Source organism: Candidatus Nitrospira bockiana, assembly GCF_965152565.1.
The window spans coordinates 108,523-124,748 of record NZ_OZ224215.1; the positions used below are offsets into that span (position 1 = coordinate 108,523).

Sequence of the window (16,226 nt, forward strand, 5' to 3'; positions counted from 1 at the left end):
TCAATGGCGATGATCAGAAGCTCCTCATGAGTCGGTGAAAGGGCCTATTATAGGCCTCGCGACCTCTGAGTCAACAAGGCCGCACGCGTGGTCTCGAATTCCGGAAAGGAGGTTTCGATGCAGGCCGCGCCTGCGATCGCGGTCGGACCGTCGGCGAGCATGCCGGCGATCGCGAGCGACATCGCGACGCGATGGTCGCCGTGGCTCGTGCACGAACCCCCGCGGAATCGGCGTGACGGCGAGCCCTCGATCGCGATCCCGTCGGGCGTTTCGTCGACCGCCACCCCCATCTTTCTCAGCTCCGCCGCCATCGTCGCAATGCGATCGCTCTCTTTGACCCGAAGCTCTTCGGCGCCCGACACGACCGTCTGCCCGTCGGCCATCGCCGCGGCGATGCACAAGATCGGGAATTCATCGATCGTTTGCGGGACGCGCTCGGCCCCGATCCGCACGCCGTGCAAGGGTGCGGCACGAACCCGCAGATCGGCGACCGGCTCTCCGGCCTGCTCGCGCGGATGCAGCCGCTCGATGTTCGCCCCCATGGCCTTGAGAATATCGAGCAGCCCCGTACGGGTGGGATTGACGCCCACGTTGGTGATCGTCACGTCGGAGCCCGGAATGATCGATGCGGCGACGAGGAAAAAGGCCGCCGACGACAGATCGCCGGGAATGGTGATCTCGCCCGGTGCAGCCCATCCGGCCGCCGGCCGCCCGTGCAGCTCCACGGCCGTTCCCGTCTGGACGATCGGGATGCCGAAGAACCGGAACATCCGCTCGGTGTGATCGCGGGACGGTCGTGGTTCCGCGATCCGCGTCACGCCCTCCGCACAAAGGCCGGCGAGCAGGAGCGCCGACTTCACCTGCGCGCTTGCCACCGGCGACGCGTAGGTGACGCCGTGCAGCCGGCTTCCGAGGACCGCCAAGGGCGCGAATTCTCCCCCCTTCCGCCCCGCGATCGTCGCCCCCATCGTTCGGAGCGGTTTGACGACCCGGCCCATCGGCCGCCGGCGAATCGAGTCGTCCCCGGTGAGGACGGTAAAGAAGTCCTGACCGGCCAACAATCCCGTGAGCAAGCGAATCCCGGTGCCCGAGTTGCCGCAATCGAGCGGTATCGACGGTTCGGTGAGGCCCCACTGCCCCTTCCCCGTCACCCGGAGCGCCCCTGGAGTCTCGTCGATCTCGATCCCCATGGCGCGGAAGGCCCGAGCGGTGTTCAGGCAGTCTTCTCCACGGCAGTACCCCCGGATCGTGGTGGTCCCGTTCGCCAACGCGCTCAACATGATGGCTCGGTGGGTGATGGACTTGTCGCCCGGGACCGTGATCGTTCCCCTGAGCGGACCGGCTGGGTGGATCGTGAGGGTCGCCATGATCGCTTGTTCAGCCCGGACGCGACGAGCCCGTCGGAACCGGATTGAGCTGTTCGCGGGCCTGCCGGGCCTGCTCCAGGAGGTGCTCGAGCCCGTCGCCGTTGCGCTCCGCGATGAGATGCTTCAACCGATCGAGGTGTCGTTGGTAGAGATCGATCAAGGTGACGACGTTGTCGCGGTTCCACAGAAAAATATCCCGCCACATCTCCGGCGAGCTCGCCGCAATGCGCGTGGTGTCCCGCAGCCCGCCGCCGGCATACGAGAGGAGATCGAGCTCGGGAAGCGAAGAGGCGCGCAGATCGACGAGCGCGTTGATCAAAGCGAAGGCCGCCACGTGCGGGAGATGGCTGACCGCCCCCAACACGCGGTCGTGCAGGTAGGGATCCATCGAAAAGACGCTCGAGCCGGCCGCTTCCCAGAGGGCGCGGACCTTCCCGGCGGCGTTCGCATCGGTGCGGCTGGTCGGCGTGATGATGCACCGGGCGCCTTGGAAGAGATCCACCGAGCCGGCGGCCACACCGGTCTTCTCGCGGCCTGCGATGGGATGAGCCCCGACGAACCGCACGCGTGCCGGAAGGAGCTGTTCCGCTTGCTCGACGAGCGCTCCTTTGACGCTGCCGACGTCGGTCACGATCGCCCCCGAGGCGAGTCGCGGACCCCATTCCTTGAGGTGCCGCTCGTACGTGTCGACCGGCGTGGCGAGCACGATCAGGTCCGCGTCGGTCACCGCGTCCCTGGCGTCACCGACATACGCGTCGATCGCGCCGAGCTCGACGGCCGTCCGCAGGTTTTCGATCCGCCGCCCGACTCCGATGATCGAATCCGCGAGACGGTGGCGCTTCATCACCATGCCGAGGGAGCCGCCGATGAGGCCCACCCCGATGATGACGACGCGGTTGAAATGAAGACGGGATGCAGTCATGCGGGTCGGTATGGCTCAGGCGGCGGAGCGGCGTGGGGTGATGACGGGCGCATCGGCGGGCGCGATCGCCGCAAAGCGCCGGTTGGCTGCTCTCATACTTCCCGCCCGACCGCCTCGGCGATTTTTTTCACGTCGTGCATCAATTCCTTGAACTTCGCCGGCTTGATCGATTCCTCCCCGTCGCAGAGGGCACATTCGGGGTTGGAATGGACCTCGATGAGCAATCCGTCGGCCCCCGCCGCGATCGCGGCTTTGGCCATCGGCGCCACCAGGTGCCACTTGCCCGTCGCGTGGCTCGGATCGACGATGACCGGCAGATGCGAAAGCTCCTTGAGCGAGGGAATGGCGGCCAAATCGAGCGTGTTCCGATATTGGGTCTCGAAGGTGCGGATGCCGCGCTCGCACAGCAGCACATTGCGGTTTCCGCGCGACATGATGTATTCGGCCGACAGCAAGAATTCCTTGATCGTCGAGCTCAGACCTCGCTTGAGCAGCACGGGCTTGTCGTAGGCGCCCACCTCCTTGAGCAGCTCGAAGTTCTGCATGTTCCGTGCACCGATCTGAATGATGTCCACCTTCTGGAGGAAGAGCTCGATGTCGCGGGTATCGAGAATCTCGCTCACGACGGGCAGGCCCGTCTGGCGCTTGGCTTCCAACAAATAATCCAAGCCTTCCCGGCCGACGCCCTGGAAGGAATACGGCGAGGTGCGGGGCTTGTAGGCGCCGCCCCGGAGAATGCTGGCCCCTCCGGCCTTGACCTCATGGGCGATCCCCACGGTCAATTCGAGTTTCTCGACCGCGCAGGGCCCCGCCATGATCGTCAATTTCTTGCCGCCGATCTTCACGCCGCCGACATCGATCACGGTGTTCTCCCGGCGGAACTCCCGGCTGACGAGTTTCCATGGCGCCAGGATCGGGGTGACGCTCTCGACACCGGGGAAGGCGGTGAGCGGCTGGTTTTGAAGGATGCGATCGTCGCCGATGACCCCAATGATCGTCCGTTCCTCTCCGGTGGAGATGTGCGACTTCAGGCCCAGCTCGCGAAGCCGGTCCAGGATGTGATCGATCTCGCGTTCCGTGGCGTCAGGCTTTAAGACAATAATCATAATTGCCCTCTCGGTACTTCAGCCCAAGACGACCTTCTTGAGCGCATCTAAAAAGTGACGATTCTCGTCCGGCAGGCCGATCGTCGCCCGCAACAGAGAGCCTTCGATGTGGCGTACGATGACGCCCTGACGGAGCAGGGCCTCGAAGACCCGCCGGCCGTCGCGGCGCACGTCGAAGAAAAGGAAATTGGCTTCGCTCGGCACCGGATCGAATCCCAGAGCCCGCAGCCCGTCTCGCACGACGGTCATTTCCGAGGCATTCAAGGCGCGGCTCCGCGCCACGTGATCGTCATCCGACAACGCCGCTTCCGCGGCGCGCTGTGCCATGCTGTTCGCATTGAATGGGGGGCGGATGCGGTTGAGATAGCCGGTGATCTCGGGCGTGGTCACGCCGTATCCGATCCGCAGCCCCGCGAGCCCATAGATCTTGGAAAAGGTACGGAGGACGATGACGTTGCGACCCTGGGCGAGGAGGCCGAGACTGTCCGGGTACCGGCTGTCCCGGACGTACTCGACGTAGGCTTCGTCGAACACCGCGATGACGTCGTGCGGGACCCGGGCCATGAACTCGTCGACCTCCGCCGCGGTCACGATCGTCCCGGTGGGATTGTTGGGATTGCAGACGAACACGAGCCGGGTCCGGGGCGTCACCGCTTCGGCCATCGCGGGCAAGTCGTGACGCCAGCCGTTCAGCGGGACGACGACAGGAACGCCGTGGGCCGCGGTGACTTCCATGCGGTAGATGACAAAGGTCTGGTCGGCCATGACCGCCTCGTCGCCCGGGGCGAGGAAGGCGCGGGCCAAGAGACCGAGGAGCTCATCCGATCCATTGCCCAAGATGACCTGCTCGGGCGCCACCTTGTGGCGCTCGGCCAACTTCTGTCTCAACCGGTATGCCCCGCCGTCCGGGTAACGGTTCAAGGTCGCCGCCGTGTCGCTCAATACGGCGAGCGCCTTGGGTGAGGGCCCCAGCGGGTTCTCGTTGGAGGCGAGCTTGATGGCGCGCGGGATGCCCAATTCCCGCTCGAGCTCGTCGATCGGCTTCCCGGGGACGTACGGGGAAAGGCCGGCGATGTCTGGATGAACGCGCAAGCTCATAGGCTAGGAGTGGATCGGGTACGATCCGAGAATCTTGAGAAAGAGACAGCGGCCCTTGATTTCCTCGATCGCCTTCCTGATGCGATCCTCTTCCGTGTGCCCTTCGATGTCGACGAAGAAAATATATTCCCACGCCTTGCGGCGAGACGGCCGGGACTCGATCTTCGTCATGTTGATGCCGTAGGACGCGAAGGGGCGGAGAAGCTCATACAGCGCGCCGACCTTGTCTTTGACGGACAACATGATCGACGTTTTGTCCTTGCCGGTTCGTTCGGGAGCTTTCTGGGAGAGCACCAGAAAGCGCGTGAAGTTGTTGACATTGTCTTCGATCCGGGACCGGACCACCTTGAGCCCGTACAACTCGGCCGCCAATTCCGAGGCAATGGCGCCGGCGGTCGGATCTTCCGCACATCGCTCGGCCGCCCGGGCCGTGCTCGGCACTTCCGCCACGGGGATCTTCGGCACGTTCACCTCGAGCCAATTGCGACATTGGGCGATGGCGTGCGGATGGGAGTAGATGGTCGTGATGTCTTCCAGACGCCCGCTTTTCGACAAGAGATGATGCGAGACCTCCTGGAGCACCTCGCCGTAGATGACGAGGTTCGAATCGATGAACATGTCCAAGGTATGGTTGACCACCCCCTCGGTGGAGTTCTCGATCGGCACGATCCCGAAATGCGCCCGCCCGCGCTCGACCTCATTGAAGACGTCCTTGATGCTGTTCACCGGCACGTATTGGGCCGAGGTGCCGAATTTCTGGATGCAGGCGAGATGCGTGAACGTCGCGCGCGGGCCGAGGTACGCCACCTTCTGCGGTCCCTCCAGCGACAGCGAAGCCGACATGATCTCGCGATAGACGGATCGGATCGCCTCGTTCGGGAACGGGCCCGTGTTGGCGTGCATGAGGCGCTCGACGATCTCCGCCTCACGACGCGGCGTGTGGAGATTTGCCTCAGTGTCGCTTTGTTTCTTGAGCTTGCCGATCTCGATGACGTTGCGGGACCGCTCATTGAGCAGTGCGAGAATTTCGTCGTCGATGCGGTCGATGGCCTTGCGATAGGCCGCGATATCTTTTCCGTCCGCCATGGGTTGCGACTCAGGTAATGGCTGCCTGATGACGACGTAAGAGGATGAGGAAAGTCAGATCATACAGAAGAGACGCTTGAACTTTCAAGGATATGAAGAGGATAGCGACGATCCACCCGAAGGGAATCTGCCCGGGCGCCGACCGGACAGGCGAGGCCACGCTGATCGGCCGTCATCCGAGCAAATCCTTCATGATTCCAAAATGTTGAAACGCGAGCCGGGTCGCCTGCCGTCCACGGGCCGTGCGCTCCATGTAGCCGGCTTGGATGAGAAAGGGCTCGTAGACGTCTTCGAGGGTCGCCTTCTCTTCGTTCACCGCGGCCGCCAGCGACTCCACCCCGACCGGTCCCCCTTTGAACTTGTCGATCATCGTCCGCAAGATCTTCCGGTCCATGTCGTCGAACCCGGCCGCATCGACCCCCAACCACGTCAGCGCTTCCTGGGCGACCGCCCGCGTGATCTGCCCTTCGGCCTTGATTTCCGCAAAGTCCCGCACGCGTTTGACCAGGCGGTTGGCGATCCGCGGCGTGCCCCGCGCGCGCGTGGCGATTTCAGCCGCTCCGTCGGCCTCGATCGGGATGTTGAGCAGCCCGGCCGAGCGGACGATGATCATCTGAAGATCGGAGGCGGAATAGAAGTCGAGCCGATGCACGATGCCGAATCGTTCGCGCAATGGAGAGGTCAAGGCGCCCGCCCGCGTCGTCGCCCCGACCAGTGTGAACCTCGGAAGGTCGAGCTTGATCGTCCGGGTCGAGGGTCCCTGCCCGACGACGAGATCGAGTTGATAGTCCTCCATGGCGGGATACAACGCCTCTTCGACCGTCGCCGGGAGCCGGTGGATCTCATCGATGAACAGGACGTCGCCCTCCTGCAGGTTCGTCAGAATGGCCGCCAGGTCGCCGGCGTGGGCCAGCACGAGACCGGAGGTCGAACGAATCGCCACGCCCATTTCCTTGGCGATGATGTGGGCGATCGTGGTCTTGCCGAGGCCGGGCGGCCCATAGAAGATCGCGTGGTCCAAGGCTTCGCCCCGGCGTTTCGCGGCGTCGATGCAGACACGCAGCGCCTCTTTCATCCGGTCCTGCCCGATGTACTGTTCGAGGCGTTGCGGCCGCAAGGCGGCCTCGAGGCTGCGATCGTCGTCGGAAACCTGTTGGCTGACCACGCGTTCGGGCATGGGGACCATAGCTACTCGGGCTTCTTTTCCAAATGGCGCCGATACGTCGGGGGCGGCGGAAGCGCACCTTGCCCGGGAGCCGCCGTCGTTCCACAGTCGGGAGGACAGGTCACACCGCCCTGCTTCGGATCCGGAAGGGCGGACTCCATCTTCTGCAACTGGCACTGGCTCAGGCGACCGCCTTCGAGGGTCCCGCAGCGAGCCGGCAGAAGCGAACTGCCGACCTCTCGATATCCTTCCGGGCAGGAGCCACAAACGGCCAGGATGTTGGCGCCGAGCGGGACGCACTGGACGAGGGTCGGGTCGCCCTCTTTACAGATCTTCGGGTCCGCCGTCACCCCTGTCGTCGCGTAGCCCTCGGGGCACGACCCGCAGGTCAACCGCTGACTCTTGGGCTCCGCGGTCTCCTCCGCCTGCCCGATCAAAGGCGTGCTGATGAGGAGCGCGAGCGCGACCGCGAGCAGCGACGCCCCCGAAGACCGCACGAGCGGACGAACGGATCTTCGAATCAACGCGGGCCTCCATCCCATGGCTACCCCCTTGCCAAGTCCTTCAGCGCTTCACGGATCAGGTCTTTGAGCGGCATCGAGGCATGCGACTGTGCGATGCGCCGAAGGGCTTCCTTTGCCTCCGGCCCCTTGTATCCTAGGTTCACGAGCGCGGAGAGCGCATCGTCGTGGATCTTCCCCCCATGGTCGTCGGTGCGCGGGGTGGCGGCTGAGGGAAGCGCAGCAAGCTTGTCGACCTTGTCCTTCAACTCGAGCGCGATACGCCCCGCCGATTTCTTGCCGATCCCCGGCACCGTCGCCAGCTTCGCGACGTCCCCTGACTCCACTGCGGAGACGAGGTCACCGACGGTCAGCGTAGACAGGACGCTGAGCGCAAGCTTGGGCCCGATGCCGGAAATGCTTGTCAGCAGGACGAACGCTTCTTTCTCCGCCCCGCTGAGAAACCCGAAGAGCTGGATGGCATCCTCGCGCAGGTGGGTGTGCACGCGGAGGGACACGGATTCGTTCAGCTCGGGAAGGGAATAAAACGTGCTCAGGGGGATCGCCACTTCATACCCGACGCCGTGCACATCGAGCACGACCGACGAGGGGGATTTTGCGGCGAGCCGGCCCGTCAACGCCGCGATCATTGAGCCCCGAACGATGAGGGAGCGGTGCTGGGCGATGAGTGAACAGCGGTGTTCGGCAAGATCTCACCGGGAAGTGGTCACATGGTCCGCATGGCTCAGCCGGCTGCGGCGACTTTCTCCATGATCGCCTCGGGGATGTCGAAATTGGCATGGACCTTCTGAACGTCGTCGTGCTCGTCGAGGATCTCCATCAGCTTGAGCATTTGTTCGGCCGCCTTCTCTTCGAGCCGAACATAGTTTTGGGGGACGAACGTGACCTCGGCGACCGTCGTCTCGATATGCGCGTCCGCAAGGGCCTTCTTGACGGATTCGAAGTCATGGGGTGATGTGATCACCTCGAACGTCTTCTCATCGCTCTTCACGTCTTCCGCACCGGCTTCGAGCGCCAGCGACAAGAGCTTGTCTTCATCCACCTTCCCCTTCTCGACCGTCAGCAGGCCCTTCTTGTGGAACTGCCAGGCGACGGCGCCAGCTTCAGCCATGTTCCCGCCGTTCTTCGTCAGGAGGCTGCGAATCTCCGCGACGGTCCGGTTACGGTTGTCCGTCGTGATCTCCAAGAGGAGGGCGGTTCCACCCGGCCCGTACCCCTCCAAGGTGAACTCCTCATAGCTCACACCCGGGAGCTCTCCGGTCCCGCGCTGGATCGCCTTCTTCAGCGTGTCGCCCGGCATGTTGGCGTCCTTGGCCTTGGCGATGGCCAGCCGGAGCCGCGGGTTGCCATCGGGGTCCCCACCGCTGCGTGCGGCAATCGTCAGCTCGCGAATCAACCGCGTGAAGATTTTGCCTCGTTTGGCGTCCTGTGCGGCCTTGTGCCGCTTGACGGTGGCCCAGTGACTATGGCCGCCCATGTCTCCCTCCTCTACCAGCTGCTGTCGGTCTTCAGCGGATCGACCTGGAAGCCCCGCCTATGCCTATGGTACTGGGCCTCGCTGGCGTGTCGCCTTCAGCCGCCCTACCGGGCGGCGTCTTTGAGCAGCCTGGACGTGCACGAGATGTGTAGTTTGACGGTGGTCTAACACAGTCAGAAGAGGGGTGTCAACGCGACGGCGCCGTGCGGTGAGGACGCGAGGGCGAGTCGCCGCGGATGGCGTCCGCGGCGCTCCAGAGGGCAAGGGCGCCAAGCGGAACGACCTGGAGGAGCAGGGAGCCGATCGGCGGACGGCCCCGGCCGGCAAGCACGTGTGTCTGGCCTGAAGGGTCTCCGCGCTGGATCCTAGTGAAACGTCGAGGCCATGGCGGTGCTCAAAAACGCCGCTCCCTTGAGCCATTGCCTTCGGTCGAGCCGCCCCAGGCCGGGTACCAATGCCGAGGGGAAGCCGGCGATCCTGGACGAGCCGCTCGCACGCGCCATCAGGACTCCGAATAGACGAGCAGTTGGATTCCGATGAGCAAGACGAACGCGGCCCAAGCGAGGTCTCCGGCCGGCCGTATTGTAGGGGTGGTCGGGGACCTTCGCCCGGACATCAGCTTGCTCGACCCGGCTGTGACGGCCATGGCCCCCATGATGGCATGGTGCATGGCGATCGCATGGGCCGCGGGATGCGCCCCGTGGCTATGAAAGAAGAGCGAGAGTCCGCCGAGGATCGCAAAGATGGGAAGAGGGAACCGGGTCCATGGCCGCGTCGCCTTGCCGCTCCGGCGGATCCCTTCGACGACGGCAATCGCCAGGAGCAGGATGCCAAACCACTTGTGCTGGACGGTTTCCCACTCGCCGGTGAGAAACGTGTCGCGGACGCTCATCGCTCCGATCGGCCAGGCGTTGTGATCGCTCCAGATCAACAGGAAGATGCCGGCCCCCGCCATCGAGGCGGGCAGGAGAACACGCAGCCAGCCCAATGAACGCGGGTGCCACCAGGTCCCCGCCTCGCTGAGGCCGATCACGATGACGAAGACGCCGGCCAAGTGGTGATTGAACTCCGAGTACGCGGTGCCTGCCGGGCTCCCCTCCCACTGGTCATGCCGGTCAGGAGTGCCATGGCCATGGGCGGCGTCGTGCCCGTGACCGGCCGTCTGATCCATCCCGTCATGGGCGTCGAGATAGGAAGCCGGGAGCAGCAACAGGGCGCTCGCCAACGCGAAGCGGAGCGCGGTTCTCGTAAGGGATGTCATCCAGGAGCCGCTCTGACCAGTAAAAAGCCCATCCGGCTTTATACCGGATGGGCCTGTGGTAGGCAAGGGAGTCAGCGGTGGTTACATGAACTTCATGAACTTCTCTTTGGCTTCATCCATGACGTCGGCGGTAATCGTCGCCGCACCGCGTTCCTTCGCGAGGCGTTCGATTTCACGTCGGGCCATCGGGCGAATGAAGTCCGGAATGTTCTCCAACCGCTTTTCGGCCTCGGGCGTCCACGCGACCCCATTGGAGTCGTTCTTGGAGTCGTCCATGACCTGGAGGTTGATGGTCTTGTACCCGTGTTTGCGCGCGTAGGCTTCGACGCTGCTCTGGACCATCGGCCGGACGAACGACGGCAAGGCATCGAGCTTTTCCTTGGCGTCCGGTGTCCAGATGAGGTCGGAGGCTGCCGCGTGCCCGGGCTTGCTTCCGGTCGTCAGCCCCATTTGGGCGACCATGGCGGAAAACGGGCAACCGCCGGAAGATTTTTCGCCTTCTTTGGGTGTCGCCGTCTTCCCCGTCGGCGCCGCTTGACCGGCTTGAATCTTCTCATTGAGGTAGGCCGCCATCTGACCGGAACCCGCCAGCGCTTCGTCTTTCAGCGTGCCCCGGGTCATTTCGAAGGGTTCCGCGGCGGTGGTTCGTCCGCCGAGCTGGACCCCAAGGGAGCTGACCATCTGGGTCTCACCGGGGTTGGTGACCATGGAAAATTTCGCTCCACACGACGGGCAGCCGAAGAAGACGCCCAAGGAGCCTTCTGCCGGCTTCTCGACCTTCTCGAAGCTCATGTAGGTTTCACAGTTGAGACATACGAATTTCATGGCGTCTCCTCTTGGACCGGCTCACAGTTGTTCGGCGAGGACCTTCTTGTAATCCAGCAGCGCGCGGATCCGTCCGGCGATCTCCTGGTAACGCTGAATCGTCGGGTAGTCGGCATCGAGCAGCGGCGCACCCTTGTCGAAGGTCCGGGCAAGCGTGCGGTCGAAAGGAATCCGGCCCAACAATGGCAAATCCAGCGCCTCGCACAGCGCCTCGGTATTGCCGTCGAACAGCTCGTGTTCGGCCCCGCACGATGGGCATCGGTACTGACTCATGTTCTCGACCATCCCCAGCACACGGATGCCCATGTCCCGCGCGTAGGTCACGGACTTTTGGACGACGTCCGAGGCCACTTCCGATGGGGTGGTGACCACGATGGCCCCGGCGAGATCGGGAATGAAGCCGGCGATGACCGGCGGCTTGTCGGCGGCGGCGCCCGGCGGGAGATCGGTGAGCAGGTAGTCGAGCTGGCCCCAGGCGACATCCGCCAGGAACTCCCGGATGACGTTCATTTCCATCACGCCGAGCCAGACGGGACTGACATCCATGGGCCCCTTCCACCGGACGGGGGAGGCCGGGTCGAGGAAAAAATCCATCGAGGCCACCTTGACGCCGAGCGGACCGACCGGCGGGATGGCGCCCTCGGACGTCAGGGTCATCGATTGCCCCGTCATGCCCAGCATCCGGGGCACGCAGGGGCCGTTCAGGTCGACGTCGAGCAGGCCCACGGCGGCGCCCTGGCGCGCAAATGCCAAGGCCAGGTTCACGGTCGTCATGCTCTTTCCGACGCCGCCTTTCCCGCTCATGACGACCAGTTTGTGCTGAATCCCGGCCATGCGAGCCTGCACCTGGCGCATCTGCTCGGTGATCTGCTGAACCACCTTGGCGTCGTCGGAATATTGCAGCTTGCTGAGGATGGCCTTCAGGTCTTTTTCAGGTGCCATGGCGAGTCACCGTAGCATAGCGATTTCGACCGACGCAAGCGCGGGCCCGGCGCCGGCGTGGTTCCGCGTCCGCCGCCCTCACGGCGGGGCCGTAGGCCGCCGGGGCCGAGGCTAGATCGAGTATTGAAAGGTCGGCTTGGCCCCGATCGCGTGGGCGAGGACCCCTTTCCGCTTCAGCTCTTCCAGAATCCGTCGGGCGGACTCGTCGAAGTCCTTGGGACCCGCGAAATGGAGATCAGTCTTGGGCGGCGGATCCTCGTCGGTCTTGCTCATATGGACGGCGATGACGGGCGTCGGGTGGACGAGGGTGCGGATCGATTCCACCACCTGATCGATGGGGAGCCCGAAGGGGTTGGTGGTCGAGACTACGATGAGGCCCGTGTCTACGAGCAGCCGGGCGACTTCTCCGTAGCGCCGGACCATTTCAAGGGCATGCGCGGTGTCCGTCTGGGACAAATCCGCGTCCAGGCCGCGCCGGAGATTTTCCGCGTCGAGCAAGTAGGCGTGGCGCCCCTCCGCCACGAGCATGGCTTCGAGCTTCCGCGCCAGGAAGGACTTGCCCGTATGCCGGCCGCCGGTCAACAGGACGATGGCCGCGCGATGCCCGTAGTGCTGCGCGCGGTCCTCCAGCCCGACTTCTCCTTTGATCCATGCAAAATCCCGGCGGCGCGCCTCGTCCCGCAGGACCTCCTGCTCGTCACGCACGAGCTCCGTGACGATCCCGCCACCCGCGATGTCGTACTCATCGACGATCACGAACCGTCCGGTGACTTCGAAGGCCCGCGAGAGGTCAAACGCGATCGGCGCCTTCAGACGCAGCGTCACCTCCGCCACCTGGTTCTTCTCGACCGTCTGGCCGCCTTGGAGCTGGTTGAGGTCGGCGGTATCGACGATGCGGTGGACCGCCGCCACTTCGCACCCGACCTCCCGAGTCGCCAATCGCATGAGGTATTTCTTCCCCCGCTCGAGCGGCCGGCGTCCGAGCCAAAACAGATTGCCGCGAAAGGCCGTCGAGACCAGCGGAATATCGTCCGGATGGGAGGCCACCTCTCCACGTTCGATGAAAATCTGCTCGTCGAGCGTGATGCCGATCGACTGGCCGGCGTGGGCCTCCACGGGGGGCGGCTCGACGTTGAAGGCTTCGATCGTCTTGATGTTGGCGGTCTTGTTGGAAGGAGAGAAGACCAGCTTGTCCCCGACCTTCAGGCGCCCGGCCGTGAGCCGGCCCGCGATGATGCGGCGGGCGTCGAATTTGTAGACGTCCTGAACCGGGAAACGCAGCGCCTGCTCCGCGCGTGCCGTCTCCTTGGTGAAGAGCCCAAGGGTCTCCAGGACCGTGGGGCCCGTGTACCAGGGCATGGACCGGCTCCGGGTCGCGATATTGTCGCCGAGCTTCGCGCTGACCGGAATGATCCGCTCCGGCGTGACCTTCACCTGGGCCAGGAACTCCCGGTACTCTTTTTCGATCCCGTCGAAGACGTCCTGACGATAACCGACGAGATCCATCTTGTTGACGACGACCGCGACCTGCTTCACGCCCAGCATCGAAAGGAGGTACCCATGCTTCTGGGACTGCTCTTTGACGCCTTCCAATGCATCGATGACGAGGAGGGCCGCCTCCGCCCGCGCCGCCCCCGACACCATGTTCTTGAGGAACTCCTTGTGCCCCGGCGCATCGATGATGATGTACTGCCGGCCGTTCCAGCTGAAGAACGTCCGAGCGGTGTCGATCGTGATGCCTTGCTCCTGCTCTTCCAAGAAGGCGTCGAACAGGAACGCGTATTCGAATTCCTTCCCCTGTTGCCGGCAGATGGCCCGGACTTTCTCGATCTTGCCCTCGGGCAGCGAGCCGGTGTCGGCGTACAGCCGTCCCAACAAGGTGGACTTCCCGTGATCCACATGCCCGACGATCACGATCTGCATGGTCTCGGAGGCTTTGGTGTCTATTGTTCCCATGCCGTTCTCATACGGAAGAATGCTCAAACGGGCAGGCAGCGAGGCCGCAGGGGAGAAAAAACCGGAGGCGTAGCCTCTGGGCTACGTTGAGGATTTTTTCGACCCGAGAACGAAGCTGGATGCCCGTTTCAGCATTCTTCGTCACATGTAGCCTTCTTTGCGCAATAACTCCATGCCCCGCCCTTCGTCCTGGGCTCGCCCGGCCCGTTCCGCGACGGTGGTATGGCGCAATTCCTCGATGATGTCGTCGACCGTTTTCGCCGTCGATCGGATCGGGGTCGTGCACGGTGCACAGCCCAGACTGCGATACCGGGTGCCCTCGCCCTTGTCGAGGTAGAGATCGATGAACGGGATGTTCTCGAGCTTGATGTATTCCCAAATGTTGATCTCGGTCCAGTCGAGCAAGGGATGAATCCGAATATGCGTGCCCTCAGGGAACGTGGTCTTGAACTGGTCCCATAACTCGGGCGGCTGATCCCGGAAGTCCCAATCGCCATGCTTGTCACGAGGCGAGAAGTAGCGCTCCTTGGCGCGCGTCCCTTCCTCGTCGGCCCGGACGCCGAGGATGATCCCCGTGTAGCCCTTCTCCTCGATCAACTGCTTGAGCGCGTTCGTCTTCAAGGCGGTGCAGCAGGTCACGCGCCCCATCGTGTGATTCATCCCCGCCGCGAGGGCTTCCTTGTTCTGTCCGACGACGAGGTTCAAGCGCCATTCGCGCGCGAGACGGTCCCGGTACTCGATCATCGCGGGAATCTTGTAGCTTGTGTCGACGTGCAGCAATGGGAACGGGACGTGCCCGAAAAAGGCCTTTCGTGCGAGCCAGAGCAGGACCGTCGAGTCCTTGCCCATGGACCACAGCATCGCCAGATTGTCGAAGTGCTTGTAGGCTTCGCGAAAGATATAGACGCTCTGATCTTCCAGTTGGCGTAAGTGTTTCATGCCGCGGACTCCTTCGCTGAAGACGACCCGCTCAGGAGCGACAAGGTGCGGCCGGCCGCGCCGGTCTCGATCGTCTGCTGCGCCGTGGGGACGGCGGCCGAGATGGAGGCGCTGAGCCCGGCGGCGTAGATGAGCAACGCGGCGTTGGCGACGACCCAATCGCGTTGAGGACCACGAAGTTGGTTGGTGAGGATCTTGCGGAGCAATCCCGCCTCTTGGTCGAGATGCGCCGGGGAACACCCCGCCATGTCGCGAAAGGCGCCGGCGGGGAGGCCGATGTCCCTGGGCCCGAGCGACAGCGGGAGGATCCGTTCGTCCTTGAGCTCCAACAGCCGGGTGGCGCCGGTAAGCGACAGCTCGGGGTCGCCCTCCACCCCCCGCAGCACCAATGCCCGTCGGCTACCCAACATGCGGAGCGCTTCGGCCGTCTTCTCGAAGTACGGGGGATGGGTGACGCCGATCAGTTGGACGGCGGCCCGCGCCGGGTTCAGCATCTTGGCAACCGGGTGAAAGAAGCTGCGCACGCCGAGCTCCTGGCGGAGCTGAAGAAAGCGTGACACCGGCGGGTGATACAGCGCGACATCCAAGTAAGCGAAGCCGTTGGCGGCGAGGTCCTGCGCCACCCGGTCGGGCGCGCGATCCGTCGGGATGTTCAGCGCGGAGAGCACCGCGGCGCTGCTTGCACGGCCGGCGATGCCCTCGTGGCCGTGCATCAAGACCCCCGCGCCCGCCGCCGCCGCAACGATCGCCGCGCCGATGAGGGCGTGGAAGGTATCCTGCTTGCCGGCATAGGTCGCCACATCGACGAGCGGTCGGGTCGACGTGACGCGCAAGGGCGGGACGTACTCGCGCGCGGCGGATGTCAAGCCGGCGAGCTCCGATACCGACTCGAGCTTGACCCGCATGGCCAGCAGGAAGGCCCCGACCTGCACGTCCGAGGCCTTACCTTCCACCAGGAGGCGCATCGCCTGCTTGGCTTCATCCCAGGTCAAGTCCTTGGACGTCTTGGGACCCTTGCCGATCTTGGCAATGAGCGCCTGCATCGTCATGGGCGTCTGTGTCGCCGTCGGTCGGCGTCCTCGATCATCCGTCATCGTCGTCATGCCTCTTTGACTCGGTGCGGCCGCAGGCTCTCTCAGAAGGTCAACACCTGGTCGGCGGTCGCGACTTCTTCCTTCCAGAAGGCCTCGGCCCGCTGGACCTCGTCCAGCTCCGCGATCAGTTTTTCGACCGAAATATCGAAGTAGTCGAGCGAGTCCCGGCACACCGAAAGCTTGACGTCGCCCTTCTCTTTCAGCTCGCGCAACAGCAACGGGAGATCGTTGAGCTTGCGCTCGCGCAACAGGGTCCGCACGCGGACCTCGCGCCCCCGATAGCCGTCTGAAAACGTGAGCTCGTGGATCTTGTCGAGCGTCAACTTGGATGCGGCTTCGTCTCGGAACAGCATGCTGACCTGAGCGCCCGCCTCGACGGCCATGCGCGCCAACTGGCACGCCTGCAGCAGATTATTGTAAGCCCCTCGGGTGACGATGACGGCGAGTTTTTTCATGACCGCGATCCT

The 16,226-nt window shown here is 64.0% G+C and carries 18 protein-coding genes; 1 reads left to right on the forward strand and 17 read right to left on the reverse strand.

The window, feature by feature from the left end:
- Positions 1–47 precede the first annotated feature (47 nt).
- The 9 genes from aroA to ACWHYV_RS00615 form a co-directional block, all read right to left on the reverse strand.
- The gene (aroA, locus tag ACWHYV_RS00575) at positions 48–1,367 is read right to left on the reverse strand and encodes a 3-phosphoshikimate 1-carboxyvinyltransferase (RefSeq protein ID WP_447978722.1); all 1,320 of its coding nucleotides are present in this window, start codon (positions 1,365–1,367) and stop codon (positions 48–50) included.
- 10 nt (positions 1,368–1,377) lie between these two features.
- On the reverse strand, positions 1,378–2,289 hold the full coding sequence (locus ACWHYV_RS00580; RefSeq protein ID WP_447978723.1) for a prephenate dehydrogenase: 912 nt from the start codon (positions 2,287–2,289) through the stop codon (positions 1,378–1,380).
- Between the two features lie 92 nt (positions 2,290–2,381).
- On the reverse strand, positions 2,382–3,395 hold the full coding sequence (gene aroF / locus ACWHYV_RS00585) for a 3-deoxy-7-phosphoheptulonate synthase (protein ID WP_447978724.1): 1,014 nt from the start codon (positions 3,393–3,395) through the stop codon (positions 2,382–2,384).
- A gap of 18 nt (positions 3,396–3,413) precedes the next feature.
- The gene (gene hisC / locus ACWHYV_RS00590) at positions 3,414–4,493 is read right to left on the reverse strand and encodes a histidinol-phosphate transaminase (RefSeq protein ID WP_447978725.1); all 1,080 of its coding nucleotides are present in this window, start codon (positions 4,491–4,493) and stop codon (positions 3,414–3,416) included.
- 3 nt (positions 4,494–4,496) lie between these two features.
- A complete protein-coding gene (gene pheA / locus ACWHYV_RS00595) occupies positions 4,497–5,579 on the reverse strand; it encodes a prephenate dehydratase (protein WP_447978726.1) in 1,083 nt (360 codons plus the stop codon).
- Positions 5,580–5,751: 172 nt separating this feature from the next.
- A complete protein-coding gene (gene ruvB, locus ACWHYV_RS00600; RefSeq protein WP_447978727.1) occupies positions 5,752–6,756 on the reverse strand; it encodes a Holliday junction branch migration DNA helicase RuvB in 1,005 nt (334 codons plus the stop codon).
- Between the two features lie 11 nt (positions 6,757–6,767).
- Positions 6,768–7,286 carry a hypothetical protein gene (locus ACWHYV_RS00605; RefSeq protein WP_447978728.1) on the reverse strand — a complete coding sequence of 173 codons (519 nt, stop codon included), beginning with the start codon at positions 7,284–7,286 and terminating at the stop codon, positions 6,768–6,770.
- A gap of 2 nt (positions 7,287–7,288) precedes the next feature.
- Entirely contained in the window at positions 7,289–7,894 is a 606-nt protein-coding gene (gene ruvA / locus ACWHYV_RS00610; protein ID WP_447978729.1) for a Holliday junction branch migration protein RuvA, read from the reverse strand.
- A gap of 95 nt (positions 7,895–7,989) precedes the next feature.
- Positions 7,990–8,742, reverse strand: a complete 753-nt coding sequence (locus ACWHYV_RS00615) for a YebC/PmpR family DNA-binding transcriptional regulator (protein WP_447978730.1) — start codon at positions 8,740–8,742, stop codon at positions 7,990–7,992.
- 208 nt (positions 8,743–8,950) lie between these two features.
- Between ACWHYV_RS00615 and ACWHYV_RS00620 the strand changes: the two genes are divergently transcribed.
- Positions 8,951–9,088 (forward strand): hypothetical protein, encoded by a 138-nt coding sequence (locus tag ACWHYV_RS00620; protein WP_447978731.1) that lies wholly within the window; start codon positions 8,951–8,953, stop codon positions 9,086–9,088.
- Between the two features lie 19 nt (positions 9,089–9,107).
- Here the strand turns inward: ACWHYV_RS00620 and ACWHYV_RS00625 are convergent, their stop codons facing one another.
- From ACWHYV_RS00625 to ACWHYV_RS00660, 8 genes are all read right to left on the reverse strand, one after another.
- Entirely contained in the window at positions 9,108–9,245 is a 138-nt protein-coding gene (locus ACWHYV_RS00625) for a hypothetical protein (protein WP_447978732.1), read from the reverse strand.
- Positions 9,245–10,003, reverse strand: a complete 759-nt coding sequence (locus tag ACWHYV_RS00630; RefSeq protein ID WP_447978733.1) for a hypothetical protein — start codon at positions 10,001–10,003, stop codon at positions 9,245–9,247. Before ACWHYV_RS00630 ends, ACWHYV_RS00625 begins: the two co-directional genes overlap by 1 nt.
- A gap of 81 nt (positions 10,004–10,084) precedes the next feature.
- Positions 10,085–10,828, reverse strand: a complete 744-nt coding sequence (locus ACWHYV_RS00635) for a PCP reductase family protein (RefSeq protein ID WP_447978734.1) — start codon at positions 10,826–10,828, stop codon at positions 10,085–10,087.
- A gap of 21 nt (positions 10,829–10,849) precedes the next feature.
- Positions 10,850–11,770, reverse strand: a complete 921-nt coding sequence (locus ACWHYV_RS00640) for an Mrp/NBP35 family ATP-binding protein (protein ID WP_447978735.1) — start codon at positions 11,768–11,770, stop codon at positions 10,850–10,852.
- 111 nt (positions 11,771–11,881) lie between these two features.
- Entirely contained in the window at positions 11,882–13,726 is a 1,845-nt protein-coding gene (locus tag ACWHYV_RS00645; protein ID WP_447978736.1) for a GTP-binding protein, read from the reverse strand.
- A gap of 141 nt (positions 13,727–13,867) precedes the next feature.
- Positions 13,868–14,665 carry a sulfate adenylyltransferase subunit CysD gene (gene cysD / locus ACWHYV_RS00650; RefSeq protein ID WP_447978737.1) on the reverse strand — a complete coding sequence of 266 codons (798 nt, stop codon included), beginning with the start codon at positions 14,663–14,665 and terminating at the stop codon, positions 13,868–13,870.
- Positions 14,662–15,768: an anthranilate phosphoribosyltransferase gene (trpD, locus tag ACWHYV_RS00655; RefSeq protein WP_447978738.1), complete on the reverse strand. Its 1,107-nt coding sequence runs from the start codon at positions 15,766–15,768 to the stop codon at positions 14,662–14,664. The genes cysD and trpD overlap by 4 nt, the downstream gene beginning before the upstream one ends.
- Before the next feature lie 32 nt (positions 15,769–15,800).
- Complete coding sequence (locus ACWHYV_RS00660; RefSeq protein ID WP_447978739.1) at positions 15,801–16,214, reverse strand: DsrE family protein; 414 nt, start codon at positions 16,212–16,214, stop codon at positions 15,801–15,803.
- Positions 16,215–16,226: the final 12 nt, after the last annotated feature.

Coding starts and splice junctions, on each gene's coding strand:
- cysD (WP_447978737.1), bottom strand. CDS start 14,665: ATGAAACACTTACGCCAACTGGAAGATCAGAGCGTCTATATCTTTCGC.
- ACWHYV_RS00640 (WP_447978735.1), bottom strand. CDS start 11,770: ATGGCACCTGAAAAAGACCTGAAGGCCATCCTCAGCAAGCTGCAATAT.
- ACWHYV_RS00645 (WP_447978736.1), bottom strand. CDS start 13,726: ATGGGAACAATAGACACCAAAGCCTCCGAGACCATGCAGATCGTGATC.
- aroF (WP_447978724.1), bottom strand. CDS start 3,395: ATGATTATTGTCTTAAAGCCTGACGCCACGGAACGCGAGATCGATCAC.
- aroA (WP_447978722.1), bottom strand. CDS start 1,367: ATGGCGACCCTCACGATCCACCCAGCCGGTCCGCTCAGGGGAACGATC.
- ruvA (WP_447978729.1), bottom strand. CDS start 7,894: ATGATCGCGGCGTTGACGGGCCGGCTCGCCGCAAAATCCCCCTCGTCG.
- ACWHYV_RS00660 (WP_447978739.1), bottom strand. CDS start 16,214: ATGAAAAAACTCGCCGTCATCGTCACCCGAGGGGCTTACAATAATCTG.
- ACWHYV_RS00630 (WP_447978733.1), bottom strand. CDS start 10,003: ATGACATCCCTTACGAGAACCGCGCTCCGCTTCGCGTTGGCGAGCGCC.
- hisC (WP_447978725.1), bottom strand. CDS start 4,493: ATGAGCTTGCGCGTTCATCCAGACATCGCCGGCCTTTCCCCGTACGTC.
- trpD (WP_447978738.1), bottom strand. CDS start 15,768: ATGACGACGATGACGGATGATCGAGGACGCCGACCGACGGCGACACAG.
- ACWHYV_RS00605 (WP_447978728.1), bottom strand. CDS start 7,286: ATGGGATGGAGGCCCGCGTTGATTCGAAGATCCGTTCGTCCGCTCGTG.
- ACWHYV_RS00580 (WP_447978723.1), bottom strand. CDS start 2,289: ATGACTGCATCCCGTCTTCATTTCAACCGCGTCGTCATCATCGGGGTG.
- ACWHYV_RS00635 (WP_447978734.1), bottom strand. CDS start 10,828: ATGAAATTCGTATGTCTCAACTGTGAAACCTACATGAGCTTCGAGAAG.
- ruvB (WP_447978727.1), bottom strand. CDS start 6,756: ATGCCCGAACGCGTGGTCAGCCAACAGGTTTCCGACGACGATCGCAGC.
- ACWHYV_RS00625 (WP_447978732.1), bottom strand. CDS start 9,245: ATGGCGCGTGCGAGCGGCTCGTCCAGGATCGCCGGCTTCCCCTCGGCA.
- pheA (WP_447978726.1), bottom strand. CDS start 5,579: ATGGCGGACGGAAAAGATATCGCGGCCTATCGCAAGGCCATCGACCGC.
- ACWHYV_RS00615 (WP_447978730.1), bottom strand. CDS start 8,742: ATGGGCGGCCATAGTCACTGGGCCACCGTCAAGCGGCACAAGGCCGCA.